The organism is Sphingomonas yunnanensis (genome assembly GCF_019898765.1).
GTDB classification, from domain to species: Bacteria; Pseudomonadota; Alphaproteobacteria; order Sphingomonadales; family Sphingomonadaceae; genus Sphingomonas; species Sphingomonas yunnanensis.
Window position 1 is genome coordinate 118,830 of the sequence record NZ_JAIOKB010000005.1, and the last position, 25,498, is coordinate 144,327.

Consider the following 25,498-nt stretch of genomic DNA (forward strand, 5'->3'; position numbering starts at 1 on the left):
AAGCACTTGCTGCGCCGCAGCAAAATACTCAGCGCCGCTGCAACGCCGCCTCGACGAAGGTCGCGAAACGATCGAGGAAGTGCTCGCGGCTGAACTTCTCGGCGTGGGCGCGGATCGCGGCAGGGTCGAACGAGGCCTCCTCCGCCTCGAAGGCCGTCATCGCGGCGACCAAGCTCGCGACACTCTGCTCTGCGAAATGCCTGCCGGATAGGCCGGGCACCACCGTCTCGAGCGCGCCGCCCGAGGCGAAGGCGATCACAGGTCGTCCCGACGCCATCGCTTCCACCGGGGCGATGCCGAAATCCTCTTCGCCCGGCATCAGGAAAGCCCGCGCGCGCGCATAGAAGCTCTGGAGGTCGGCGAACGAACATTGCCCGACGAACTCGATGGTCGGGCCGGCCAGCCTGCGCAACGCTGCGGTCTCGGGTCCGCTACCGGTGATGATCAGTCGCCGTCGCAGCTGGTTGCATGCCTGTATCGCCAGATCGACGCGCTTGTACGACACGTGGCGGCCGGTGATCAGGTAGAAATCCTCAACTTGTTCGACGGGGCTGAAATCCTGCACCTCGACCGGAGGGTAGATCACCTCTGCATCGCGACGGTAATATTTGGCGATGCGCGACGCCACGTAATGCGAGTTGGCGATGAAGCGATCCACTCGCATCGCGCTCACCGCGTCCCACTGGCGCAGCCGCGCCACGGTGAGCGACATCACGATGCGTTTGATCAGGCCCGTGTCGCGGCGGTACTGGTGAAACTGATCCCAGATGTAGCGCATCGGCGAGTGACAATAGCAGACATGCACCGCTTTGAGCGGCGGCATGATCCCCTTGGCCGGCCCGGACTCGCTCGAGATGATGAGGTCATAGCCCTCGAGGTCGAGGTTCTCCAACGCCATCGGCGCGAGCGGCAGCAGCGCGCGGTGGGCGCGGGCCGCACCAGGGATGCGTTGCAGGAAGCTCGTATGCAGCCGCTCGCGCGGCACGATGGTCTGCGAGTAAGCCGGTTTCTCCACCAGCGTGAAGACATCCGCCGTCGGGAACAGCCGCAGCATCGTCTTGACGACGTTCTCGCCGCCACCTGGCCCGACAAGCCAATAATGAACGATCGCCACGCGCAGGCCGGCGAAGCGGTCCCGCAGTTCGGCCTCCGCACGAAGCGGGCGCGCCGAAGGCGAAGCGACGGGTATATCCGTGCGCGATCCGTCCAGCGTTACCGACATGAGGCCTGTCCTTCTACTGCAACCCAGCCCGCTGTTGGCGAACGACGTATCGCACGGTGGCGATGGGCATGCCCGACCCTCGACGGTTGAGCAAGCGCACTCCGCGGTGTCCACCTCCGAGCCGTCACGTCGCCACTCACGCGGGGTGCACCGCCGCCTCGCCGACAGGTGACGCGGACGAGCGACGCCGCCGGCGGCGGCGCTGCCCGCTACCATCCTCGTTCGCGCCGCTGGTGCGGGTCCGGGGCCGCTGATAGGCGATCGCCAGACCGAAGGCCATCAGCGGGACGACCGCCTCGATCACGTTGGCGGCCGAGCCGACCCCCAGCATCGCGACGATCATGGTGAAGTCGCGCCGCCCGCGGCCGCCGGCGGCGATCGCGCGCTGTCCGCCGCGGAAGATCAGCACCGCCGCGCCGAGCGAGACGAGGCCGAGCGCGACGAAGAGGTACACGGCGAGATTGTCGGCCGGGTTGCCCACTGTGTCGAACATCATCGACGGCGTGCCGATCCCGCCGAGCCCTCTTCCGACCAGAAGCGTGACGGAGTTACGCCAGTCGATCATCGACATGGCGTTGGGCCAGGTGTTGAGCAAGCGGTCGGCGAGCGAGCTGTAGCCGCGGCCGACCCCGGTGCCTCCTGGGTAGAGCTGGTGCGCGTAGGTCATGCTGATGAAGGGCCCGGCGAAGATCAGTGCTACCCAGAACCCCATCAGCAGATTGGCCAAGAGCTTGCGGCGAGCGGCGTCGCTCGCTCGCGCGCGGCCGATGATCAGGTAGGCGGCGGGCAAGAGCACCATCGCTAATTCAGGTGACTTCGAGGTGGTGTAATGCACGCCGATGAGCCCGAGCACGTACCAGAAGGCCCGCCAGGGAAGGGACTTGAGCCGATGCTCCAGCGCGCAGAAGCCGATCAGGATCTGCCCTGCGGCCAGGAAGCTGGCGCGCGTGAAGCCGGCAAGTCGCGGTTGACCACCGGCCTGCCACTCGCGCGCGGCGGCGACCTGACGCCCCATCACCTCGTAGGTGGAATCCGCCCACGGGAACCTTATCATCATGTTGAGCAGCACGCCGGTGAGCGCGAAGAAGAAGACTGGCACGAGCGCTCTGATCAGCCGGTCCTGCATGCCACGCTGCACCAGCGACATCATGACCAATCCCGGCATGAGGATGTAGAGCTGGAACAACGCTGCCTCGAGGCGGCGGCCCAGCGCCATGGCGATCATGGTCTCGACGACGAGAAAGCCGACCACGGCCAGGACCGGCACCGAAGTGCGCGAGTCACCGATCCGGACCAGCGCGTTGGCGAGCAGCGCCACCAGCGCCGCTGCCGCGGGCACGTAGATCAGGGCGGTGAGCCCGACCATCCCGAGCCCTGCGCGAAGCGGGCCGCCGAACAGGTCGAAGAAGAGGTACAGCAGCCCCGCCGCGACGAGTCCCGCTCCGGCCAGCTCATCCATGCGTCCTGTCGGCCGCAGCTCGTCACGCCGGGCGCGGGGCGACAGAAGCTCGCCGATCGCGCTGGATAAAATCAAGATTGCGCCCCTTTTCCTTGAACGCGACCTGGCGTCGCCGAAGCGTGCGCAGCATAAGCGCGGCGTCAGGGCGGCGCAACGGCGCCTGCCGCGCGCCGTACCGAATCCGTTCGCAACTGCAGCATGACGCTTGCCAACGGACACCGGTGTTAGATAAACGCCGCATTAAAGCTGGGCGGCTTCCGGGGCGGGTCGAGCGGGACCCGTGATCCGTCGGCCGAGTGGAGCGTCATGACCATTGCCATACCAGCCAAGCTGATCAGCCTCTTCACGGTGGGTATTCGCGGCGCCGGGCTGGCCATGCGGTTCCTGCTGTCCTTCTACATCATCAAGTTCCTCGGCTATGAGGCCGCGGGCGTGTACGGCCTCTCGCTGGGTGCGATCGGCCTGTCGCCCGCCATCCTCGGCTTCGGCCTGAACTATTTCTTGGCGCGGGACGTCGTCGGGGTGGAGCCGGCGGAGGCTGGCGTGCGGATCAAGACGCGTCTCACGGTCACCGCGATCGCGCTTCTCGTCGCGACCACGGCGACGCTCGTCGGCACGCTTGCGCTCGGTCACGAACTGAAGCCCATCTACGTGCTCATCACGCTGCTCGTCTGGTTCGAAACCTTCTCGAACGATATCAACGTGTCGCTGATCGCGTCGGAGATGCCGTTCCAGGCGAACGTCCTGATCTTCGTGCGCATGGCCATCTGGGTACCGTTCGTCATCGTCGCTGGGCTGGTCGTTCCGTCGTTGCGAAGCATCGAGGTGGTTTTCATCGGATGGATCGTGGCTTATGTCGTCTATGCCGCGCTCCTGTTCTACTTCGTGCGCGGTTGGCCGCTGTCACGCATTCTCCACGCGCCACTTGAGTACAGCTGGATCCGCGAGCGCGCCAAGCAGACCTGGTTCATCTATCTCAGCGACCTGGGCATGGTGGGATCGATGTACGTCGATCGCTACGTCGTGTCGTTTCTGCTCGGGTTGAAGCAGGTCGGTCTCTACACCTTCTACTGGTCGCTCACCAACGCGCTGCAGACGCTGGTCGGTACGGCGGTGGCGCAGCTTGCCTTGCCAGCCTTGTACAAGGCGTTCCGGGTCGGCTCCGTCGCGGGCTGGAGCGAGGAGATGCGTCGCCAGATGCTCAAAGTGGCGGGGTTCGCCGGCGTGTTAGCAGTGCTGATCTACGCCGCGAGCCAGGTAATCTTTCGCTTCATGTCCATGGCGGAGGTTGCGGAGCATAGCGGCGTGTTCCTGATGCTGTTGACCGCCACCGTGATCCGCTGCACCTCGGACGTCTTCAACATCGGACTCATGAGTGCGCATAAGGACCGGCACTACGGGCTGATCAATATGGGCGGCGTGATCCTGTCCGTGGTCGTTACCTACTCCAGCATCAAGCTCTTCGGTTTCGTCGGCACCGGCATCGGTGCGATCGTGACCGCGGTCATCTTGGCGAGCGTGCGCGGTTCGATCCTGTGGCGGTTCGCGACCACCGCGCCGTCGCCGCGACCGGCGATGCCATCATGATTATGCGGGACAAGGAGTGTTTGCGGTGACAGCAACGGCATCGGGCGCGCGGCGCGAGCAGCACAACGTCCTTTTCCTCGCGGAAGTGATCAACGTCAACGACGGTATTGCCACTTACTGCCTCACCCTGGCCGAGGGACTGAAACAGCGCGGCGTGAGTGTTCATCTTCTCTCAGGCCCGATCAAGTCGGACGAGAGATCCCGGCACAAGCGGGTCCAGATGGAGCAGGTGTTCGCCGACTGGCGCGCATTCGACGGCATGAAGCGCTTTCCGAAGATCGCTCTGATCCGCGAGATTGCGGCCTATATTCGTGCACATGATATAAAGGTGATCAACACGCACGGCCTAGGCATGCTGTTTCTCGGTAAGGCGCTGTCGCTAATGACGGGAGCTCGCTTCGTCGGCACGTACCATCCCTCGCTGATCGGCGGCCTGGAGTCCGTCAAGAAGTCTGCGTCGCAGAAATTCAGCCGACATCAGGAGCTTTTTCTCCGCCTCTTCTTTCCACATCGCCTCATCGTGCTATCCGACCAGTCAGTCGACTTCATCCGTCAGCATCATATCCCGCAGCGCGAGCGGGTGGTGAAGGTGATGGGCGGCACCAGCCTGGACCACTTCTACCCGCCGGCCCCCGCGCAGCGCGAGGCGGCGCGCGCGTCCTTCGGCTTCGCGCCGACCGACATTGTGTGCATCCTGGCGGCTCGGCTGGCGTGGAACAAGGGACATGACTTGCTGATCAAGGCAGTCCGCGATCTGCGCGAGCGTCATCCGGAGTACGGCTTCAAATGCCTCTTCATCGGCAGCGGTGGTGCAGATCGCGAGGCCGAGATCAAGGCGTTGGCGCATCAGGGGGAGGCCGACGCGGACACGTTCCGCTTCGTCGGCTTCGTCAAGGACGTGCGCGATGCCATGTGGGCGTCCGATGTGGCAGTCCTGCCAAGCCGCTTCGAAGGTTTCGCGATCAGCATGGTCGAGGCGATGGCGACGGGCCTCGTGCCGATCCGCACGCCGGCGGGCGGTGCCACCGATCAGATCGTGGACGGTGAGACCGGCTATATCGTGCCGTTCGAGGACAGTGACGCGCTGGGCGCGGCGATCCTGGCGCTGGCCGATCCCGTGCGACGAACCGAGTGGGCGACCCGCAACGCTGAGCGTGCCAGAAAGTTGTTCGGCATCGAGCCGATGGTGGAACAGATCATGGCGCTCTATGGGCTATCGCCGGCTCGCGCTGACTGAATCGAGAGACGTAGAGCGAGCGGGAACGGAGAGCGTCGATGCGAATGAGGCGGGTGTTGGCCCTGGGCACTGTGCCGGCGATCGCAGTAGCGGCGCTCGCGGCGCATGCGCTGTATCCGCAATCCCTGCCGACGACGTCGGTGCGGTTCGCGGCTCCTGGCGCCACCAGGTCTGTCGCCTATCAGCCGGCGCTGCTCGGCGCGACGACGCACTTCGGCATGGTACGCGACCTCGGCTACAACAATCCGGCACTCGCGGCGCGGCAGCTGAGCCAGATCGGCGCCAACGCCTATCGTGATGGGCTGGTATGGGGCGCGTTCAGCTTCCCGGCCGGCGCGGCGCCACGGCTGGATCAGCGGCGCCGGGTGCTCGACTTCATGCCCGTGGCGAACGCCCGCCCGCTGCTCGTCCTGGGTCTCGGCGGCGTCAAGATGGCGCCCCAGGGCATGCCATTCGACGATCAGCAACTCGGGCAATTTGCCGCCTATACCAAGACGATCGTGCAGCTGGGCCAGCGCTACGGCGCGATGTACGAGGTGTGGAACGAGTGGAACATGAAAGTAGGGGACGCGCGCCCGGCTTTCTGGATCACGGGCCAGGGCAATCCCGCGGATCCCCGTGCGGCGGTCCACTACGCGGCGCTCGCCAAGGTGGCCGTCGCGGCGGTTAAATCGGTGAATCCGTCCGCCAAGGTGTTGGTCGGAGCGGTCGGCGTGGATGATGGATGGCAGTGGACCCAGGCGATGGTGCGCTACGGCGCCCTCGAGGGTGCCGACGGCGTCTCCGTGCATGTGTACAATCAGTGTCGACGCGATGAGCAGCGCAACGCGCCCGAGATGATCGATCGGCTTCAATCACTTCAGGACATGCTGCGGCGCGAGACCAAGCGCGCCAGTGTGCCGGTCTATGTCACCGAGTTCGGCTGGCCGACCACGGCCACCAAATGCGCCATCTCTCCCGAGCGCCAGGGATATAATCTCGCGCAGTACCTTCTGCAGTCGTCGACGCTGCCGTGGCTGCGCGGTTCCTGGATCTACGATCTCAAGGACATCGGCCAGAATCCCAACGATATCGAAGACAATTTCGGCATCTATCGCCCCGACGACAGCGCCAAACCGTCGGCATGTTTCGTGCGCGAGTCGCGTTCGATCGTCTCGGCCGCTACGTCGGTGGAGCTGAAGAACCCTTTTCCCGGGATCTACGTGCTGCGCGCGGTCCTGCCCGATCGCCAGGTCGCGGCGGTGTGGACCAGCAACACCGTGCCGACCGGGCACGTCACGCTCGAGGGGCAGCCCAAGGCGGCTCGGACGATGTGCGGCCAGGCGGCCGGCAAAGGTGCCTTGCCGATCACGCCCGAGCCGATCCTCGCCGATTATCCATCCGGGGGCGCCGTGACGGTGACCGTCTCGGGTTGACGGGCGCTACGGCATGACACGGACGATCCGTTTCCGCGACATCGTGCGCGAGGACCTGTATGCGGCGACGGGGCACCGGCGCCTGCGCCGTGCGGTGACGGCTTTTCTCTTCATCCCGGGGTTCAGCACGATCCTGCTCCATCGGCTGGCGCTCCCGATGATCCGCACCCCGCTCGACAAGCTGGGTAATCTTATCTGGGCGTGGAATGTCCGGCGTAGTGGCTGCCACTTCCACCTCGACAGTGTGATCGCTCCCGGGTTGCGGTTACCGCATCCGGTGGCGGTGGTGATCGGTCAGGGCGTGACGGTCGGGCGCAACGTCACGCTCTATCAGTCGGTGACGATCGGCCGCTCGAAGAGCGAAGATTATCCCGTGATCGAGGATGACGTCATCATCTACCCGAACGCGGTCGTGATCGGCCCGATCCGCGTCGGCGAAGGCGCGGTGATCGGCGCGGGCTCGGTGGTGCTGCGCGACGTGCCCGCGGGCGCCGTCGTCGCGGGCAATCCCGCGCGCATCCTCAAGCTGCCAGACCCGTCCGATGCGGCGCTGCCGGGGGTTCAGTGACCGACATCAGGTAAACAGCGCGATCGGTCCACGCCCGGCGGTCGACCAAGTCGACCAGTTCGGCACGACATAGGGCATGTCCGCGTCCGCGACGCCGTGCCAGCGCAGGATCGCCCCGATATACTCCTCCTGCGCCATGGTCGGCAGGAAGCGGCCTTCCCAGCTGATATCGTCGGCCCCGCCGAGCGTCGGATCGGGATAGCGGCCGAATACGCCGCGCGCGGCCACGCCGCCGCCGATCACCAGATGATTGCTGCCCCAGGCATGGTCGCAGCCATATTGAGCGTTGCCCTTGAAGGTGCGGCCGAAGTCGCTCATCGTGAAGGCCGTGACGTTGCTGGCCAGTGCCAAACCGTCCATCGCATTGTAGAAGGCATAGAGCGCCAGCGCGAGATCCTTCAGGAGTGCGGCATGCTTGCCGGCGACTGGATTGCCCGCCGTCACTTGGTTATCGTGCGTGTCATATCCGCCCTGAGACACGAAGAACGTTTGTCGCGCGTGTCCCAGCGTGCCATGCGCCTCGATCATGCGGGCCACACGCTTGAGCTGGTTGGCGAGGTCGGAGGTCAGCGCGGCGCCCGTGTCAGGGTCGACGAAATTGCTATCGATCGCGCTGCTCGCACCGAGCACAGCGGCGGTCGCGCCGGTCATCTGATAGGCGTCATTGTAGGTGCCGGCGGTCGCCTCGCTCAACGCGCCCAGTCCTGATCCAGCGGCGAAGGACGCCAACGCCGCATCGATCGCGCTGCTGCCGGACGCGATCCGGCTGAGCGAACCGGCCGCGGGCAGCACCACCGCCCTCGCGTTCTGGCCGATCAGCGCGATGTTGTTGCCGGCGAACGACATCAGCGGAGGTACGCCGCCGGCGGCGATACGGTCGTTCAATCGGCCCATGAAGCCGTCGTCGTTCTTGGAGCGGGCACGCAACCCCTGCCAATGTTCCTGCTCGTCGGCATGGCTCATCAGATTGGTCGGACGCAGATCGGGACGTTGCAGGTACGTCACCTTGTCGAGCGGTGCGGCGAGTGTACCGGTGTTGAGCACGACGGACATCGCGCCGCGATCCCAGAGCTGCGCGAGGCGTCCCATCGCCCCGTGCAGGCCGAAGTTGGTTCCTGACAGGGGTGCCAGTGCGCTCGGTGGTAAGGCAACGGTGCCGCGCGAGGCAAGATAGGCGCCGTAAGTGGCTGGATCAGTCGGAACAACCATGTTCCAGCCGTCATTGCCGCCGAACAGGAAGACTCCCACCATGGCGCGGTAACCGCTGGTGGAGGTACCGAAGGCGGCGGAGCGGCCGAACATGCCGATGGTGGCGGCTGCGCCGGTGTTGATCGCCATGCGGTGGAAGTGGCGTCGGGTGATCGACATGCTGGCGGTCCTTAGCGATCGACGAGGAAGTTGGGGCTGGACGCGGCGATATAGAGCGCGACCTGCGCGCGCTTGTGCGCCTGAACGGTGGCATTGCTGTTGCGGACGGACAGGATAGCGCTGCGCAGCGCGCCTCGCTGCGCGTCGTTGGCGGAGTTGTTGAGCAGCAGTAGGTTCACCATCGCGACTAGGCGATCGGGGTCGTCGCTGATCGCCTCCCAGCCCTGCCAGTTCGGCTGCGAGCCGGTGAACCGCGGCAGCCCCATGTCAAAGTTCCACTCGCCCCGATTGGCTTCCCCAAGGATCGTCCAATTGTAGACGAGGTTGTGAATCCAGGTCGCGTTCCCCGCCGATAGTAGCTTGGATGCGGGGCTCACCAGCGCGGGTTGGCCCGCCAGCGGATAGTCGGCGGGGTAGAAATTGAACACCGATGGTGCCCCGAAGACGGGCTGTCCCAAGTTCGCGTCGCGTTGGACGAAGGCGACTCCATCCGTCGCGAGACCGATGGCTCGTGCCACTCCGGTCATCACGAGCACAGGCTCCTTGACCTTGCCCGCGTCGGCGCCGCGCGGTTCGTCACCGCGCGCCTCGGGGTCAAGCAGTATCGCGCGCACCACCGCCCTAAGGTCGCCGCGCACGCCGGATCCGTTGTCGGCGAAGACGGCGGCGATGCGCCCGACATAAGCAGACGTAGGATTGGATTTGACGAGATGCTGGATCAACAGCTTGGCAAGACGCGGCGGTGTGGAGGAGTGGTTGAACGCCGCGGTCGCGACGATCCGCACGCTGTCTGCCGGCGTTGCCCCCGCAGGCACAGTGGTGGTCAGGAACGTCTTGGTGTCGCTATCGTAACGATTCGCGCCTGCCGGCACCATCGGCAGCGAGAGATCGTTGCCGGTCCAATCGCTGCGTCCTCCGCTCTTCGCGTAGGTCCAGCCGGTCAGCGCGCGCGCGATGCCGCGGATGTCATCGGGCGTATAGGCCGGCATCGTCGCGCCGGTCGCATCCAACCGTGGCGTGCCGTCAGCGTTGAGCTGAACAGGTCCGCTGCTGAACAGCTGGAGCAGCTCGCGCGCGTAATTCTCCGATGGCGCTATCCGACTGCTGTCGGCCATGGAGAGATAGCGTCCCATGAAGCCGTGAAGCGTCACGTTGTACAGCAGGTCGCCATAGTTGCCGAACGCATTGTCCAGCAGCAGCTGCTCGTAGGAGGCTAGACCCGCGGTCGCGTCGCCGCCGTTCGACACCACGAGGATCTGCGACAGAGCGAAAGCGACCCGCTGGCGAAGCTGGTCCGGGGCCATCGTGGCGTCGGCGTAGAAGCGCGCGGCGACCCGATTGCGCGAGAAATGGATCGAGGCGCATTTCGGCACCGCGGTGTTGTTGGTGCAGAACTCGGCCGGCACCCACTCGATCAGATCCTTGTAGGTGCTGCCGCGCAGCGTGAACTGCTCGTCGATCCAGCCCGGGATGCCGAGCTCGGCGATGCGGCTCACCACCTGCGGTGTCGGGCCGAAGGTGGCCTGTCGCGCGAGCCGCACGACGTCGGGGGGGATCGCCGCCGCGCCCGCGGCGCTCAGCACCGGTGCGCGGAAGCCGGTCAGCCCCGTGCTCCACGGCGTGCTGCCGCCGTCGGCCGTGAACAGCGCGAGGAAGCGCCAGAAGGCATCGATGATGGTGTTGCCGAGATCCGTGACCAGGCCGGCGAGATAGGAGAAGCCGCCGGCGGGCTGATCGGTGGCAGGGGCCGAGGCGCTGGGGAGCGGCGCAGGCGTCGCCGCCGGGCTGGGCGTGGGCGTGACGACGATGATCTCGCCGCTGCCACTGCCGCTGCTCTGGGTCGGCGTCGATGTCGGGGCGGGAGTCGCCGACGGGGCCGGCGTCGGCGTGACGATCACGATCGCGCCGTCGCTCGCGGTGGGTGCGGGCGTCGGCGTCACGGTCGGTCCGGAGCTCGCCGGGGGCAGCGTGGGCGTCGGCGTCGGGCTCGGCGCCGGCACGACCACGACGGGCACGGGGGTCGCGGATGAACCCGCGCCGCCGCCGCCGCCGCCGCAGCTCGCCAGCGCCAGAGCAGCGCAGGCCGTCAGCAAATGATATCGTGTTCGTGCGCTCGACACGCCGGCCCCGCCAAGTTCATTGATCTGGAAGTCGCGCGGTAACCGCGCTGCCAGATCAATAACCGGGCGTGCTAAAGACCGAGTTAACGGGGATCGTCTGACTCATCGACGCGACCAGAACGACGGAACGGTGCCGCCCCTTGGGCGACACCGTCCGTACTCGACTTTAACTATCGGGTAAGGTCAGTAGGATCCGCGCTGGAACAGAACGCTGGGTACCGTGTACGCCATGATCTTGACGTTCATCGCGCAGGAGCGCGCGCGGCTGTAGGTCACGTCATAGGCGACGCGGCGACGATAGGACACGTCGTTGCGACCGCCGACCTGCCACAGGCCGGTGATGCCCGGGCGCACCGCGCAATAATGCTCGAAGTAGCGACCGTAGCGCGCGATCTCGCCGACCACGATCGGGCGCGGCCCGACCAGGCTCATCTCGCCGCGCACCACGTTGATCAGCTGCGGCAGCTCGTCGAGGCTGGTCTTCCGCAGGAACTTGCCGATGCCGATCACGCGGGGATCGTCGCGCAGCTTATGGTCGCGCTCCCACTCCTCGCGCGCCTCGGCGCTGGTCTCGAGCAGTTGGCGCAGCCGCGCGTCGGCGTCGACCACCATCGAGCGGAACTTCAGGCACGGGAAGGCGCGGCCACCGCGCCCGATGCGCTGGTGCGCGAAGATGATCGGGCCGGGATCCAGGATATAGATGATCGCCGCGATGATCAGCATCAGCGGCGCCAGGATGATCAGCGCGGTCAGCGCGATCGTCACGTCGAGCGCGCGGCTCGCCATGTCGTCGACCCGACGCAGGTTGAACCCGTCCTCGCGGGGATCCACGTCGCTGCTGGGCACCGACGCGGTGATGGTCGCTTCATGCACGAAGATCGCTCCCTGACGATACGCTGCAACGCAACATTAGGTTATTTGGCTGTTAATGTAACCCTGAAGATGCAGCGGCTCGTCTCGAATCCGGGATTGATCGTCGCAGCCTGTACCGATGCGGTACGGTCAAGCATCAGCAATCAGTAGTAAAAGCCTACTGGTCCTGCGGTTTTTTCCAATGGCTCGGAAATGCGGGCAGCATAGGTGACGGTCGCGAGCCACCGACACGACCCGTGTTCCGGCGGCGCGACCAAGTGCGCGAAGGGAGTAATCCTGCTGCGCTGCGGTGGATCAGAAGAGGGCTACCGCGACCCGCGCGATCAGTGCCCAGAGCAGCGCCGAGCTGCCGACGATCACGCCGAGCCGCACTGCGCCGGGGAGTTTCTGGATCTCGGGCTCGGCGAAAGGCGCTTCCAGCGGGGCGGAGGAGGTGAGCTGGATCACGGTGTCGGTGCGGAACGCGCTCGCCACCACGGCATGGCTGACCGGCTCGGCGAACTCGCAGCCGTATCCGCCCGGTATCTGGCGCACCACGCGCGCCATGGCGCGGCCGTGGCCCGCGAGACCGATCGTCACCGTGCTGCCGATCGCGAGGCGCGAGTCGGTGGTGACGCTGAAGCCCGTCTCCGACAGATCGTCGACGTAGACGTCGTGCGCGCCACGATCGCCGCGCAGCGTCGACGGCTGGTTGATCGCCTGGCGCTCGGCACCGCGGCGATCGTCATTGTCCTCGTTCACCATCACCGCGTGGAGCAGCATTGTCGCACCCTTTCGATCAGCTGCGCGAGGATTAGCGGTGACGCACCTACTATCGAGTTAACCGACGCGGTCCGATCGGGGCCGAAGAGGCGGATTCCGCGGCTTTTCCGCCTATCGTGGTAAACGCGCCGTAAGCCACGACGCGCGGTCAGCGCATCGCCACGCCATGCTGCATCCCGGCATGCGGGTCGGCGCCCGCGGCGGCGGGGGGGCGATCGGGCACCGGCACCGAATGGGGCTTGGCGACCCAGGCGAAGGGCGTCACCTGGCGCAGCTGCTTGCCGTTGCCGAGGTCGCCGCCGTGGCAGTTAAGCAGTTTGTCGATGCAATTGTCGGTCCACTGACGCAGCGTCGAATCGTCCCAGGCGCCGAACCAATCGGCGTGGAAGGTCGTGCCGGGTACCCGCATCGTGCCGTTGGCGCCGGGCATCTCGTCCGACGAGAGATGCCAGGTCGGGCGCGTCCCGTCCCACGCGCCGCTGCGGTCGAGCGTGGCGTCGACCGTGTACCACGAACCCATGGTGAAGGTCGGGATCACGACCGGGTGGGTGAATGGGCAATGTTCCTTGCCGTTGGTCCATTGCGGATAGGCGACGTGCGCGCGGTGATCGGGGCTGTCGAGTCGCTTGCCGTCCCAGCAGCTGGGCGCGTTGATGATCGCACCCAGCTGGGCGCCGGGCGGGCAGACCTTCGCCACCTCGACCAGCGTGGCGTGATGCCCCTCGGTCGCCCCGGGGCCCTGGCAGTTGAAATAGCTGGCGCCGGTCGCGGGTGCGTCGGGGTGGACCATGTCGAAGCCGAACACGAAGCGCAGCCCGCGCGGCAGCGCGACGCAGGCGGCGCGCACGCGGTTGCACTCCGGATCGGTGTTGGGCCGGCGCTTGTAGTAGATCGAGACGAAGTCGGGGCGGATCACCTGGCCGCGCCCGTTGAGCATCGCCGGCATCCAATAGGCCGAGCGGTTGAGCCGGTTCATGCAGGTGCTGTCGCCGCTGCGGCGCAGGCTGGCATAGGTCGAGTGGGCGTCGGCCGCGGTGTTGCCGAAGAACTGGTGGAGATGCGACTGGCCCGGCTTGCCGGGATAGAGGATCGGATCGTCGAAGCGCAGCTGCCCCGCCGTGCAGATGAAGCGGAAGGCGCCGACGACGTCGGGCGCGGCGCTCTGCGGGATCGCGCCGGGCGGGCCGCTCTCGTGCGACACCATGATGCCGCTGGCCGAGTCGAAGTTGCTCGCTACCGCGGGCTCCTCGCCCTCGGGGCCGCGGGCGGCCTCGCGCGGTGGGGCGAGATCGCCGGTGCCCCCCATCTTGCCCTTCGCCTGCTGGGTCGCCGGCGCGGCGGGACGGTCGGCCTGCGCCGCGCCGGCCAGCGCCAGCGCCACCAGCAGCGTCCCGATCCAGCCTCGATGTCCGCTCGTCCGCACCCGCATCACGCCTCCGTCACTCGTCGCGGATCATACATCAGGCCAGCGCGCGGCGCACGCGAAAGGGGCCGGTCGCTCGCGCGGCCGGCCCCTTCACTGTCCCTATCGGGAACGCGCGATCAGGCGATCGCTGCGCCGCCGGTGACGCTCTTGCGACGACGCACCGCGGCGCCGACCATCGCGAAACCGCCGATCATCATCATCCAGGTCGCCGGCTCGGGCACCGCGCTGCTGACGGTGACCGCACCCAGTTTGAAGCCGTCGATCTTGCCGTCGGCACCGCCGTTCGCGGCCGCACCGACGAGCCAGAGGTTCGACGCGGCTCCGCTCACGTTCCGCGTCGAGGCGCTGCTGCCTCCCTCGAGATACTGGCTGCCGCTCAGCATGTTGTTCACCACGTTGGCCGACTTTCCGTCGAGCCCGAGCGACTGGTTCCAGCCTGTGCTCACGTTCGCCCAGCCGATCACCGCGTCGGAGTCGGTCGAGTTGCTGACGGTGAAGGGGTTGGTGGTGATGTTCGACAGCAGCACCGCGGTGTCGAACTGGAAGAGAATAAAGTCCTGCCCGTTCTGATTGTCGATGGTGTGCGTGTTGCCGCCGCCACTGCCCTCGCTGTCATTGAGGACGCCGAGTCCCTTGTCGTAATAGCCCAGTCGCGCGTCGTAGACATTGGACGTGGGACCGCTGGCATTCGCCGTCGACCAAGCAGTCGCCCGAACGTTGACCGTCTTGCCATCGAGCTGGAAGCTATAGTCCTTGTAGGCGCTGCTGCCGCTACCATTCATCAAGTTCAGCGTGAAGTCCGCCGCGCTCGCCGGCGCTGCCGCCGCCGCCAGTGCCAGCCCCGCCGCGGCCGCGATCATCTTCAACTTCGTCATGATGTCTTCCCCCAGAACTCTGTTGGTCGCGTGATTGCCGCGGTGAGCGATGTGCTTCAAGATGCGACCGTTACGCCCCTGTCCCGGTTTCGGACCCGTGCGACACTCGGCGCGCCAGCCTGCTCCGTCGTGCCTGCGGCTCCCTATGTTCGCGATCTCTCCCGGCATCCCTGCGAAGGCAAAGATCCAGATGCGCGGACCTGTCGACGGAGGCGGGACGTCAGCGTCTCTGGATGCCCGCCTTCGCGGGGATGACGGAAGCAAGAGGCGCCACGGGCAGGTAGCGGCGACGACAGGGGGCGGGGCCGAGAGAGGGCGGGGCTGATGAAAGGAGCAAGAAGGAGGGTAGGCGGGGGACGGAGGTGAACACGCGACGACCAAGCCGGTTCGGCCACCACGAGCCCGATCGCTGAGGAGGACAGACCGTCGCCCGGCTTCGTCAGCGCAGCCGCTTCGCGCTCACTTCGGCAGCGCCACGACGTGCGGGGTGCTGGTCCAGGCGAAGGCGTCGAACATCTTCATCTGGCGGCCGTTGCCGAGGTCGCCGCCGCTGCAGTTGAGCAGCTTGTTGATGCAGTTATCGACCCACATCTTCATCACCTCGTCGTCCCACGCGCCGAACCAGTCGGCGTGGAAGGTCGAGCCGGGGCGCATCGTCGCCATGCCGGGCATCTCGTCCGAGGCGAGGTGCCAGCCGCTGGTGCCGCCGTCCCAGCTGCCGCTGCGGTTGAGGTCCGAGTCGACCGTGTACCAGGCGCCCATGGTGAAGGTGGGGATCACGTACGGATGGTCCGCCGGGCACTTCTCGTACCCCCAGTCGCCGTAGCTGGTGTAGGCGACGTGCGAGCGATGGTCGGCGCTGTCGAGGTTCTTGCCGTCCCAGCAATTGGGCGCGTTGATCACCGCGCCGATCTGGTTGCCGACGCCGCAATGCTTGCCCGCCTCGATCAGGTCGGCGTAATGGCCGGGCTCGGCGGTCGGGCCCTGGCAGTTGTAATAGCCCACGCCGGTCGGCGGGGTGCCGTTGATCATGTCATAGCCGAACACGAAGCGAAGCCCGCGCGGCAGATCGACGCAGGCCTTGCCCATGCGCTGGCACTCGGGGTCACTCTCCGGCCGGCGCTTGTAGTAGATCGAGACGTAATCGGGCCGCACCACGCCGCCCTTGCCGTTGAGCATCGCCGGCATCCAATAGGCCGAGCGGTTGAGCGCGTTGGTGCAGGTGCTCTCGCCGCTGGTGCGCAGGCTGCGATAGGTGGAGTTGGCGTCCGCCAGCGAGTTGCCGAAAAACTGGTGGAGGTGCGACTTGCCCGGCTGGCCCGGGAAGACGATCGGGTCGTCCTTGGCCTCGTGGCTGGGCGTGCAGATGAAGCGGAAGGCGCCGACCACGTCGGGGGCGCCGCTCGACGGGATCGCGCCCGTGCCCCAGGCGGCGACGAGCTGCTGGCTGACGTCGAAGTTGCTCGGGATCGAGTCATAGTTGCCCGCCACCGGCAGGCTGCCCGGCGCCACCACCACGCCGCTGCTCGCGGGCGTGGGAGTCGGCGTCGGCGTGGGCGTGACGGTGGGGGCGACCGGCGCGCTCGCTACCGGGGTGGTGCCCGCGGTCGCGCCGCTACCACCGCCGCCGCCGCCGCAGCCGGCGAGCGCCAGCGCGATCAGGATCTGGGGCATGAGGCGCGCGGCGCGCGGCAGCATGGTCGCGGGGGCGCGCGTCAGCGCAGGGCGCGCGCGCGCGCCCAGCAGCGTCATCATCTGAGGTACTCCCAGTCGCCGCGGGCGAACTCGAGCCCGGCAGCCGTTCAGGCCACACTAGGGACGCTGGGTTAAATCGACGTGGGGAAGCGTGCTTAAGCGACGTTAGGGATTGGTTCCGCGAGGCTTTCCGCCGCCTCGTCGCGCTCCGGCGCGACCGCCGCGCGCTTCCGCCGCGGCGCCCAATAGCCCATCTCCGCGGCGATGCCCGCGATCAGCCCGACCGCGATCGCGTACATATACTGGGTGACGTAGAGCACGAAGATCCACTCGTAGAGCGAGTGCAGGCTCACCATCACCAGCGCCACCGCGAGGCCCAGCAGCACGTCGCCGCGCGGGTCGCGGCGGTAGCGCCAGGCGCAGCGCAGCGCGACGATCACGGGCCACACCAGCATCAGCACGAAGGCGACCAGGCCGGCATAGCCCGTCTCCGCCGCGGACAGCAGATAGGCGTTGTGGACGTGCGCGCTGCGGCTGCCGAACACCGCGGCGACGCCGGCGCGGTCGGAATAGCCCTGGGTGTTGGCGACGATGACGTAATGGTTGCCGCCCACCCCGAGCGGGTGGTCGTGGAGGATCGCCTTGGCGGCGCGCTCGAACGCGGCGCGCTCGTCATAGTCGCCGGTCTCGGACGGCTTGCTGAAGCGCGCGCCCAGCGTGGCATAGGCCACCGGCGCGGCCACCACGAGCGACAGCACGCCCGCCATCGCCACCGTGGTCTTGCGCCCGCTCGGCTGGCGCATCATCGAGAGGAGCAGCGTCAGTACCACGCCCGCCGCGGAGAAAGCGATCGTCGCGCGCGAGGCGGTCAGCACCACCGCGGTGAGCCCCGCGATCGGGCCGAGCCACAGCCAGCGCGACTTCTTCGTCGCCAGCAGCATCGCCAGCGAGGGGAAGATGACGAAGTGGGTCAGCATGCCGAGCAGGTTCTGGTGCCCCAGCGTGCCCGCCGCCTGGATCGCGCCCTGCGCGTGCGCCTTGAGCGACATCACCGCCTGGAAGCAGATGCCGAGGATCAGCCCCAGGATCAGCCCGCGCACCGCCTTGGGGTCGCGACAGATCATCGCCACCGCGCTGAGCACCAAGACCATGCGCGCCAGCTGCCAGACGTAGAAGAAGGTCGACATCGGCACGTCGTTCTGGAGCATGCTCACCAGCACCAGCGCGGTGAAGGCGACCAGCGGCCAGCGCAGGTGCACGCGGCGGAACTTGCGCGGGGTCGAGGCGATCAGCGCGATCGCCAGCGCGTCGATCAAGGTGACCTCGGCGCCCTTCACGAAGCCCGGCCAATAGGCCCAGGAGATCGGGGCGATCAGCAGGTGCCAGGTGCTGGTAACGAACGGCAGCGCGCCGAACACCATCATCACGCGCGGCAGGTGGCGGCGGTTGCTGCGGAGCCAGCCGATCAGCACCGGCAGCATGCCGAGCACCGCGAGGAGTGCGATCCACTTCATGCGAACACCGCCACCAGCGCCGCCGCGCCACCGATCCCCACCACCGCGATCACGATCGACTCGCGCAGCCCGAAGCTGCGCCGCGCCGCCGCGCGCTTGAGCGCGCGCGCCGCGCCGGCGCCCTCGCGCAGCAGCGGCAGGCGATCGAAGAAGCGCAGCGCGGCGATGTCGGTGCGCGACGGGCGCTGCTCGGCCAGCACCGGCTCGGCGAAGGCGGTGCGTACCTCGGGGTGCGCGCGCCGGTACCACACATAGGCGCCGTCGACCGGCGGATGGTCGTCGAGGGTCAGCAGGTGGCGCAGATAGGCGGCGAGCGGCGCGACCGTGTCGGCGCTGAATGCCATGCAATGCGCGCCGATGATGTCGCTGGTGGGCAGGTCGTCGGGCGAGGCGGCATAATAGCCGCCGTAGAGGATCTGCCAGCCCGGCGGCACGGTCACGTCGCGCGCGGCCGGGGTGAAGTCGGCATCGTCCTCGAGGATCAGCACGCTCTCGCCCGCCGCCGCGGCCTCCTCGAGGATGGCGAGATGGCTGTGGTACACGCCGCGCGCGCCGCGCGAGGTGAAGCTGCCCGCGTCGTCGAAGCGGCACGCGTCGAAGAAGGCGACCTTGGGGTCGTGCTCGGCGCCGAGCCGGCGCAGCTCGCCCAGCATCTGCGCGCGCCGGTCGGTGCGGTGCGCGAGGTTGATGATGCGGACTCGGTCGACGAGGTCGAACAGCATGAGGGTCAGCCTATGGAACGGCGAAGCGGGAGACGAGCGGGGCGACCGCGGTGGCGATGTCGAACTCGCGCTCGACCTTGGCGCGGCCGGCGGCGGCGAGCCGGTCGCCCAGCGCGGTATCGTCGCGCAGCCGCGCGATCTGGCGGCGCAGGTCGTCCCAGTCGCCGGGGCGGAACAGCAGGCCCTCCTGGCCGTCCTCGATCAGCTCGGGCACGCCCGCGACGCGGCTGCCGATCACGGGCAGGCCGAGCGCCATCGCCTCCATCAGCACGATCGGCAGACCCTCCATGAAGCTCGGCAGCACCAGCATGTCGTGGCGCGCGATCTCGGCCAGCGTCGCGGCCTCGTCGAGCCGCCCGGCGAAACGGACGCGCGCGCCGAGTCCGAGCCGCGCCACCGCGGCGTCGATCTCGCCGCGCAGCGGGCCGTCGCCCACCAGCGTGAGCTCGACGTCGAGCGGCGCGATCGCCTCGAGCAGGCCGAGATGGCCCTTCTCCGCCGACAGCCGCGCGACGCACACCAGCTGGCGCCGGGTCATCGCCGCGCGCGAAAGCGGCGCGGCGAGCGAGGGGGCGGCGAGGTCGAGCCCGCAGCGCACCACCGCGAACTTGTGCCAGTGCGCCGGCGCGGTGACTCGCATCGCCTGGGCGCGGCCGAACCAGGAGACGCAGGCGGCGAACTCGGCCTGCTCCAGCTTGGCGCCGAGCGTCAGCCCGGCGGGATAGTCGGTCTCGGAGATGCCGTGCAGCGTCAGGCTCCACGGCAGCCCGGCGAGCCGCGCCGCCATCATGCCGACGGTCGCGCCCGCGTTGGCGAAATGATTGTGGACGTGACTGACACCGTCCTCCGCGAACATCCGCGCCAGCACCACCGCCTCGGCGAAGTGGAACAGCGCCCAGAGCGCGGCGCGCAGCCCCGGCGCGCGGTGGCGCAAGGCCAGCCGCAGCAGCGCGAGATAGGCGCCGGGCCGGCGCGTCAGCGCGCCCAGATGCGCGCCGAGCAGCGCGCCCGCGCCGAGCGGCAGCACGAAGCGCGTGGTCTCGGCCGAGGCGCGATCCTCGGGTGCGACCAGCTCGGCCGCGCCGGGGCGGCGGATGCTGTAGGTGCGCACGTCGACGCCGTGGCGGCGCAGGCTCTCCACCTCGCGGCGGATGAAGGTGTGCGACGAGGCCGGATATTGGCTCACCACATAGGCGATGCGGGGGGTGCGCGGGTCAATCATTTGTAGGTGATCGCGGATCCGGCGGCGCGGCGGCGGCGCGCGTAGCGCAGCATGCCCTGCAGCTCGGGGAATTTGGCCAGCATCGTGTAGAAGGCGTTGGGCCAGGCCATCGCGCCGTGGCGGTCGCGCCGCGCCACGCGCGCCACCTGGAGCGCCAGCAGCAGCAGCGGCAGCAGCAGCAGCGCGGGGTGGACCAGCAGCGCCAGCACCGCGCCCGCGAGCGGCAGCGCGCCCGCCCACAGCAGCGCGCGGCGGCGCTCGGCGCGGTAGAGCGGGTGCGGCAGCGCACGGGTCGCCTCGCCGGCCTGGGCATAGCCGAAGCCGCCGCGCACCGCGCGCCACCACCATTGGCCGAAGCGCAGCATCGCGGCGTCGTGCAGCGTCATCGCCGCGTCGATCCGCCACACCCGCCAGCCGTCGGCGCGCAGCCGCGCGCACAGCTCGGGCTCCTCGCCCGCGGTGAGGTCGTCGCGGAAGCCGCCCGCGGCGCGGACCACCTCGGCGCGCATCAGCGAGTCGCCGCCGCACGCCCCGGCCTCGCCGATCGGCGTGTCCCACTCCAGGTCGCACAAGCGATTGTAGACCGAGGCCTCGGGGGCGCGCTCGCGCCGGCGCCCGCACACCACCGCGACGTCGGGGTGCGCGGCGAGGAAAGCGGTCGCCGCGGCGAGCCACTCCGGCGCCAGCTCGCAGTCGCCGTCGATGAACTGGACGAGGTCGCAGTCGGCGGGCAGCGCGGCGAACCCGGCGTTGCGCGCGCGCGCCGCGGTGAAGGGCAGCGCCATGTCGAGGTCGACCACCTGCGCGCCGAGTTCGCGCGCGCGCGCCGGGCTGCCGTCGGTCGAGGCCGAGTCGACGTAGACTACCGCCGCGGCGCCGCTGCCCTCGAGCGAGTGCAGGCAGCGCACCAGCCGCTCGCCCTCGTTGCGGCCGATCGCGACGATGCCGATGCGCGGTGCGGTCGGGAAGGCGGGGCTCACTTCCACGGCAGCAGACTCGCCACGTCGCCGGTCAGCCCGACGCCGTACAGCGCCTCGCGGAAGAGCACGGCCAGACCCAGCATGACGAGCGTCATAGCAAGGTCCTGGCGCGCGAACGACAGGCCCTCGCGGCGCTGCGCGACCCAGAGCGGCACGTAGCGGACCAGCTCGGCGCTGGCGATCACCAGCACCGCGCCGCTGATGCCGTGGAAATTGACCGCCAGCGGCAGGCCGACCAGCAGCCAGACGAACTTGCCGATATTGGCGCTGGCGCCATAGACGGGCTTGCCGATGCCGAGCAGCACCGACTCGTTGATGGTCGACAGGATCGCGAACCACACGCCGAACGACAGCGCGGGCAGCATCTGCGCCGCCGCCTGGTAGCGCTGGTCGTAGAGCAGGGCGGTGAGCAGGTCCGAGATGGCGATGAACCCCGCCACCGCGGCGGCCGCGCCGAGCAGCAGCAGCGGGCGGTGCCGCGCCAGGCGCGCGCGCAGCTCGGCGGTGGTGTCGAACGAGGCCGCCACCATCGGGAAGACGATCATGTTGCCGAAGCGCGCGACCAGCAGGTTGAGGATGTCGGCGAGCGAGCGCGCGATGCCATAGGTACCCAGCACCGCCAGCGTCACGGCGCGCGCCATGTACAGTCGGTCGAAGTTCATCGCCAGGAAGTAGACGATCGAGGACAGCGCCACCCAGCGGCCGAAGGAGAGGATCTCGCGCATCGCGCCGCGATCGATCAGGAAGCGGTGGCGCATGCCCGGGATCAGCAGGTAGCTCGCCACCATCACCGCCGCGCTGGAGGTGATGCCGCCGAACACCAAAGCCCAGATCGTCGGCGTCGCCAGCGCGAACAGGATGTGCGCCACGGTCGATACCGCGGTGTAGCCGACCTCGAACGCGGTCAGCGCGGCGAGCCGCAGGTGCTTCTGCGCGATGAACCGCCCGGTCGATTCGAACCCGGCGAAGACGAAGAACAGCGACGCCACCGCGAAGATGCCGGCGAGCTCGGGCTTGCGGTAGAACCATGCCACCGGCCAGGCCAGCGCGGCGCAGACCATCCCCAGCGCGATGCCGCGCACCAGCTGGAGCGTCCAGGCGGTGTCGTAGAAGTCGGGCTGCTCGGCGCGCGGGTTGCTGATGATGTTCTGGCCGATGCCGATATCGGACGCCAGCTCGATGCCGGTGCGCACCGTGTTGACGATGATCATGATGCCGAACAGCTCGGGCGCGAGCAGCCGCGCGAGCACGACGTTGTTGACGAGCCGCAGCGCTTGCACCACGCCATAGCCGGCGGTGGACCAGCCCAGCCGCAAGAGGATCGATCGGGAAAGCAACTTCATGCGCGGGCGGACGATCCCAGGAAGGAACCGACCGGCGCGGCCGAATCGGGTCGCGCCGGATCGGCAGCGCGGTCTCTAGCAGCCCAAGCCTTAAAATCGAGCACACGTCCGGCCAGGGCGTTTGAGGATAGAGTGATGCGGATCCTGTTCGCCCTGCCGGGCTTCCATCGTTTCGAGCGCGGCGCCGAGGTGGCGCTCCTCTCGCTCGCGACCGAGCTGGCGCGCGGCGGCGACGCGGTGACGGTGATCGGCGCGGGCGACGCGCGCGAGGGCACGCCCTATCGCTTCCGCCACGCCGGCGCGGTGCGACGCGAGAAGCTCGAGCGGATGCCGCGCGTGCCCGCGCTGCGCAGCGAGACCGGCTGGGAGGAAGCGAGCTTCGTCCCCGGCCTGCTGCGCGCCTATCGCCCGCGCGACCATGACGTGACGGTCACCTGCTCCTTCCCCTTCACCAACTGGGTGCTGCGCCGCCCGGTGCTGTTCGGGCGGCGGCCGCCGCACGTCTTCGTCACGCAGAACGGCGACTGGCCCGCCGTGTCGAACGACTCGGAATATCGCACCTTCGGCTGCGACGGACTGGTGTGCACCAACCCCGACTATCTCGAGCGCAACCAGGACAGATGGCGCTGCGCGCTGATCCCCAACGGCATGGACGCCGAGCGCTTCACCCCCGGCGCGCCCGAGCGCGCGCGCTTCGGCCTGCCCCCGCGCGGCACCGTGGTGCTGATGGTGAGCGCGCTGATCCCCTCCAAGCGCGTCGCCGACGGCGTGCGCGCGGTGGCGCAGCTGCCCGACGCGCACCTGGTGGTCGCGGGCGACGGGCCCGAGCGCGAGGCGGTCGACCGGCTCGCCGCCGAGCTGCTGCCCGGCCGGTTCAAGCGGCTGACGGTGGGGGCGGCGGAGATGCCGCTGCTGTACCGCTCGGCCGACGTGTTCCTCCACCTCTCGCGCGAGGAATCGTTCGGCAACGTCTATATCGAGGCGCTGGCGTGCGGGGCGCCGGTGGTCGCGCATGACTCGCCCCGGCTGCGCTGGATCGTCGGCGACGACGCGGTGCTGCTCGACACGGGCGACCCCGCGGCGGTGGCGGCGGCGCTGGCGCACGCGATCGCGGCGCGCTCCGAGCTCGCCCCGCGCGGCCGCGTGCGCGCGCTGCGCTACGCCTGGCCGCGCGTGGCGGCGCAGTACCGCAGCTTCCTGGCCGAGGTGATCGCGGCGGCGAAATAGGGGTGGAGGGTGACCGCGCGGTAGAGAACGCTTCCGGTCCTCTCCTTGCAGGGGAGGTGGCGCGCGAAGCGCGACGGAGGGGTGACCCGGCCGGCGAGGGGCGCTGGACTTACCGCCCGCGACACCCCGCCGTCACGCCTTCGGCGTGCCACCTCCCCTTACAGGGGAGGATCGTTGCACCCACTATCCCCGCCCTCTGCCTCCCTTAGCCGGTAGTCGCGCAACCGCTCGCGCAGCAGCTTCTTGTCGATCTTGCCCGTCGCGCCGAGCGGGATCGCTTCGACCACCAGCACGTCGTCGGGCATCCACCAGCGCGCGATCTTGCCGTCGAGGAAGGCGAGCAGCTCCTCCTTGGCGCAGGCCGCGCCCGGCGCTGGCTGGACCAGCAGCACCGGCCGCTCGCCCCATACCGGATGCGCCACGCCGATCACCGCCGCGATCGCCACCGAGGGGTGCGCCACCGCGAGGTTCTCGATCTCGATCGAGCTGATCCACTCGCCGCCCGACTTGACGATGTCCTTGGCGCGATCGGTGATGCGCACATAGCCCGCGTCATCGATCACGGCGACGTCGCCGGTGTCGAACCAGCCCTCGGCATCGACCGCTTCCGCCGCCTCGCCGTAATAAGCGCGCGCGATCGTTGGGCCGCGGATCAGCAGCCGCCCCGCGGTGGCACCGTCGTGCGGCAGCGGCGCGCCCGCATCGTCGACCAGCCGCAGCGACAGTCCGCACACCGGCCGCCCCTGCATCGCCTTGCGCCGCACCTGCTCGTCATAGGGCTGCGCCAGCACCGCCGCGGTGGGGGAGGAGAGCGTCGCCAGCGGCGAGGTCTCGGTCATGCCCCAGCCCTGCACCACCTCGACGCCGTAATCGTCCTGGAAGGCGCGGATCAGCGCCTCGGGCGGGGCGGCGCCGCCGATGATGACGCGCTCGAGGGCGGTGAAGCCCCGCCCGGTGCCGCGCAGGTGCTGGAGCAGCCCCTGCCACACCGTCGGCACCGCGGCGGAGAAGGTCACCTGCTCCTGTTCGATCAGCTCGTACAGCGAGGCGCCGTCCATGCGCTGGCCCGGCAGCACCAGCTTGGCGCCGACGGCGGGCGCCGAATAGACCACGCCCCAGCTGTTGGCATGGTACATCGGCACTACCAGCAGCAGCGTGTCGCGCGCCGAGAGCCCCATGGCGTCGTGCTGGAGCGCCATCATCGTGTGCAGCCAGTTGGAGCGGTGCGAGTAGAGCACCCCCTTGGGCAGGCCGGTGGTGCCCGAGGTGTAGCACAGCCCGCACGCGGCGCGCTCGTCGAACCCGCCCCAGGCATGGTCGGTCGGCTGCGCCGCGACGAGCTCGTCGAAGGCGAGCGCGCCCGGCTCGGGCAGCCCGTCCGCGCCGCACAGGTAGACGACCCGCTCGAGCGACGGCACCTCGCGCAGCAGCCGTTGCGCCAGCGCGGCGCAGGCGGGATCGGCGAAGAGCAGCCGGTCGCCGGCATGGTCGGCGATATAGCGGATCTGCTCGGGGAACAGCCGCGGGTTGAGCGTGTGGAGCACCGCGCCGATGTTGGTGGCGCCGTACCAGGCGGCGAGGTGGCGGAAGCCATTCCACCCCAGCGTGGCGACGCGGTCGCCCGGCGCGATGCCGAGCGCGGCGAGCGCGGCCGACACCTGCTTGGCGGTGCGATGCAGCCCGGCGTAGTCGCTGCGGCTCACCGCGCCCTCGGCGTCGCGCGAGACGATCTCGACGCTGGGGTGCCACTCAGCCGCATGGTCGAGGAAGCGGTCGACCGTCAGCGGCATGTCCTGCATCAGCCCGAGCAGCGGCATCGTCTCTCCCACCCGCGCGCCGCGAGGATCGCGGTCGCGTCGTGCGGGGATGATGGCTCAGCCGCG

General features: G+C 68.6%; 21 protein-coding genes. 6 read left to right on the forward strand and 15 right to left on the reverse strand.

Annotated elements, in window-relative coordinates; translation table 11 throughout:
- Positions 1-28 precede the first annotated feature (28 nt).
- Both K7957_RS14520 and K7957_RS14525 read right to left on the reverse strand, forming a co-directional pair.
- Positions 29-1,336, reverse strand: a complete 1,308-nt coding sequence (locus K7957_RS14520; RefSeq protein ID WP_223012711.1) for a glycosyltransferase — start codon at positions 1,334-1,336, stop codon at positions 29-31.
- Positions 1,337-1,358: 22 nt separating this feature from the next.
- A complete protein-coding gene (locus tag K7957_RS14525) occupies positions 1,359-2,681 on the reverse strand; it encodes a hypothetical protein (RefSeq protein WP_223012712.1) in 1,323 nt (440 codons plus the stop codon).
- A 306-nt stretch (positions 2,682-2,987) separates the two neighbouring features.
- On the opposite strand from K7957_RS14525, the gene K7957_RS14530 reads away from it, so the two are divergent.
- Genes K7957_RS14530 through K7957_RS14545 form a run of 4 tightly spaced genes read left to right on the forward strand, consistent with a single transcriptional unit; the run spans position 2,988 to position 7,488 of the window.
- Positions 2,988-4,268: a lipopolysaccharide biosynthesis protein gene (locus K7957_RS14530; RefSeq protein ID WP_223012713.1), complete on the forward strand. Its 1,281-nt coding sequence runs from the start codon at positions 2,988-2,990 to the stop codon at positions 4,266-4,268.
- A 25-nt stretch (positions 4,269-4,293) separates the two neighbouring features.
- Positions 4,294-5,505 carry a glycosyltransferase family 4 protein gene (locus tag K7957_RS20685; RefSeq protein ID WP_223012714.1) on the forward strand — a complete coding sequence of 404 codons (1,212 nt, stop codon included), beginning with the start codon at positions 4,294-4,296 and terminating at the stop codon, positions 5,503-5,505.
- A 56-nt stretch (positions 5,506-5,561) separates the two neighbouring features.
- Positions 5,562-6,920 carry a hypothetical protein gene (locus K7957_RS14540; protein ID WP_223012715.1) on the forward strand — a complete coding sequence of 453 codons (1,359 nt, stop codon included), beginning with the start codon at positions 5,562-5,564 and terminating at the stop codon, positions 6,918-6,920.
- A gap of 13 nt (positions 6,921-6,933) precedes the next feature.
- Positions 6,934-7,488, forward strand: a complete 555-nt coding sequence (locus K7957_RS14545) for a serine O-acetyltransferase (protein ID WP_223012716.1) — start codon at positions 6,934-6,936, stop codon at positions 7,486-7,488.
- A gap of 6 nt (positions 7,489-7,494) precedes the next feature.
- Here the strand turns inward: K7957_RS14545 and K7957_RS14550 are convergent, their stop codons facing one another.
- Positions 7,495-8,856, reverse strand: coding sequence for a DUF1501 domain-containing protein (locus tag K7957_RS14550; protein WP_223012717.1), 1,362 nt, complete (start codon positions 8,854-8,856; stop codon positions 7,495-7,497).
- A gap of 11 nt (positions 8,857-8,867) precedes the next feature.
- Positions 8,868-10,754: a DUF1800 family protein gene (locus K7957_RS14555; RefSeq protein ID WP_223012718.1), complete on the reverse strand. Its 1,887-nt coding sequence runs from the start codon at positions 10,752-10,754 to the stop codon at positions 8,868-8,870.
- On the opposite strand from K7957_RS14555, the gene K7957_RS20690 reads away from it, so the two are divergent.
- Positions 10,744-10,953, forward strand: a complete 210-nt coding sequence (locus K7957_RS20690) for a hypothetical protein (protein ID WP_223012719.1) — start codon at positions 10,744-10,746, stop codon at positions 10,951-10,953. The two genes, K7957_RS14555 and K7957_RS20690, sit on opposite strands and share 11 nt — an antisense overlap.
- A 206-nt stretch (positions 10,954-11,159) precedes the next feature.
- Here K7957_RS20690 and K7957_RS14565 read toward each other — a convergent pair whose 3' ends face one another.
- The 10 genes from K7957_RS14565 to K7957_RS14610 form a co-directional block, all read right to left on the reverse strand.
- Positions 11,160-11,849 carry a sugar transferase gene (locus K7957_RS14565; protein WP_343228423.1) on the reverse strand — a complete coding sequence of 230 codons (690 nt, stop codon included), beginning with the start codon at positions 11,847-11,849 and terminating at the stop codon, positions 11,160-11,162.
- A gap of 294 nt (positions 11,850-12,143) precedes the next feature.
- A complete protein-coding gene (locus K7957_RS14570) occupies positions 12,144-12,611 on the reverse strand; it encodes a PilZ domain-containing protein (RefSeq protein ID WP_223012720.1) in 468 nt (155 codons plus the stop codon).
- 148 nt (positions 12,612-12,759) lie between these two features.
- Positions 12,760-14,040, reverse strand: coding sequence for a DUF1996 domain-containing protein (locus K7957_RS14575; protein ID WP_223012721.1), 1,281 nt, complete (start codon positions 14,038-14,040; stop codon positions 12,760-12,762).
- Positions 14,041-14,153: 113 nt separating this feature from the next.
- On the reverse strand, positions 14,154-14,912 hold the full coding sequence (locus K7957_RS20430; protein WP_246617120.1) for a PEPxxWA-CTERM sorting domain-containing protein: 759 nt from the start codon (positions 14,910-14,912) through the stop codon (positions 14,154-14,156).
- Positions 14,913-15,371: 459 nt separating this feature from the next.
- Positions 15,372-16,667: a DUF1996 domain-containing protein gene (locus tag K7957_RS14585; protein WP_223012722.1), complete on the reverse strand. Its 1,296-nt coding sequence runs from the start codon at positions 16,665-16,667 to the stop codon at positions 15,372-15,374.
- Between the two features lie 95 nt (positions 16,668-16,762).
- On the reverse strand, positions 16,763-18,121 hold the full coding sequence (locus K7957_RS14590) for an O-antigen ligase family protein (RefSeq protein WP_223012723.1): 1,359 nt from the start codon (positions 18,119-18,121) through the stop codon (positions 16,763-16,765).
- A complete protein-coding gene (locus K7957_RS14595; protein ID WP_223012724.1) occupies positions 18,118-18,843 on the reverse strand; it encodes a glycosyltransferase family 25 protein in 726 nt (241 codons plus the stop codon). Before K7957_RS14595 ends, K7957_RS14590 begins: the two co-directional genes overlap by 4 nt.
- 10 nt (positions 18,844-18,853) lie before the next feature.
- A complete protein-coding gene (locus tag K7957_RS14600) occupies positions 18,854-20,065 on the reverse strand; it encodes a glycosyltransferase family 4 protein (RefSeq protein WP_223012725.1) in 1,212 nt (403 codons plus the stop codon).
- Positions 20,062-21,051: a glycosyltransferase family 2 protein gene (locus K7957_RS14605; protein ID WP_343228424.1), complete on the reverse strand. Its 990-nt coding sequence runs from the start codon at positions 21,049-21,051 to the stop codon at positions 20,062-20,064. The genes K7957_RS14600 and K7957_RS14605 overlap by 4 nt, the downstream gene beginning before the upstream one ends.
- On the reverse strand, positions 21,042-22,388 hold the full coding sequence (locus tag K7957_RS14610; protein WP_223012726.1) for an oligosaccharide flippase family protein: 1,347 nt from the start codon (positions 22,386-22,388) through the stop codon (positions 21,042-21,044). Before K7957_RS14610 ends, K7957_RS14605 begins: the two co-directional genes overlap by 10 nt.
- A gap of 135 nt (positions 22,389-22,523) precedes the next feature.
- Between K7957_RS14610 and K7957_RS14615 the strand changes: the two genes are divergently transcribed.
- Positions 22,524-23,615, forward strand: a complete 1,092-nt coding sequence (locus K7957_RS14615) for a glycosyltransferase family 4 protein (protein WP_223012727.1) — start codon at positions 22,524-22,526, stop codon at positions 23,613-23,615.
- Between the two features lie 158 nt (positions 23,616-23,773).
- On the opposite strand, the gene K7957_RS14620 is transcribed toward K7957_RS14615, so the two are convergent.
- A complete protein-coding gene (locus K7957_RS14620) occupies positions 23,774-25,432 on the reverse strand; it encodes a long-chain-fatty-acid--CoA ligase (protein ID WP_246617121.1) in 1,659 nt (552 codons plus the stop codon).
- Between the last annotated feature and the right edge of the window lie 66 nt (positions 25,433-25,498).